At 58.2% G+C, this 736-nt stretch carries 1 pseudogene; it reads right to left on the reverse strand.

Annotation, left to right across the window (positions count from 1 at the left end):
• Window positions 1–448 precede the first annotated feature (448 nt).
• Window positions 449–736: pseudogene (locus NKH60_RS35020) on the reverse strand (IS4 family transposase); the annotation flags it as partial.

Here is a 736-nt window from a genome sequence, read left to right on the forward strand (position 1 = left end):
ATATCTGCAATCTCTCTCTCCAACAGAATGCAGAAACTACTTCACTGCCGCAGGATATGGACTCACATGAACGTCCGCCGCTCTAGATTATTCTCGCCGCGGACGCGCGCGTGACATCCTGCGATCTGGCCTCTTCGAAAGCATCATCAGCGGCGATTATTTTTTCGCTCGCGAGCGGCATCGCGACAAGGAAGCTCCTGATCGATGCGGATCGCAAGCTTTTATCCATTGCATCTTGGGCGGGATTGCGGCTTCATTCCTTCATTCATGAAGGATTAATAAGAAACCGTAGCGGTCTTCCACTGCAGCTTTTTGGCATCGGACGGCGGCTGAAGCAGCGCGGAGATTCGACCGCGGCGAACTCAACTCTGGCGCACCACGAGTGCGCCGCCACCCTTGCCGCGATTGGCGCGCCTATCGATCCGTACCCATCACGTGAAGCTTTCGATTACTCAAATCGTCCGCTTGATCCGATGGGGATGCCGAAGGCGATGTCGTGCAAGCGGGTCATGCCTCGCCAGACGACCATGTTGCCGGGAGGCGGATCATGTTTGCGGGCGAGATAGCCTCCAAGCATGGCAATTTGCAGCAGGTAGGCGGCGAGCGTGGGCCGTTGGAGGCGTGGTCGCGTTCGGGACGCGTCAATCCGGCTGAGCGCAGTGATCTCGGCGAAGGTGAGAACGCTGTCGGGCGCGGCGTCTGGCTTGGCGCGCGCCGACATTGTGACGAAGAATAT

It is taken from the genome of Mesorhizobium sp. M1006, from assembly GCF_040318825.1.
In the GTDB taxonomy this organism is placed as follows: Bacteria; Pseudomonadota; Alphaproteobacteria; order Rhizobiales; family Rhizobiaceae; genus Mesorhizobium.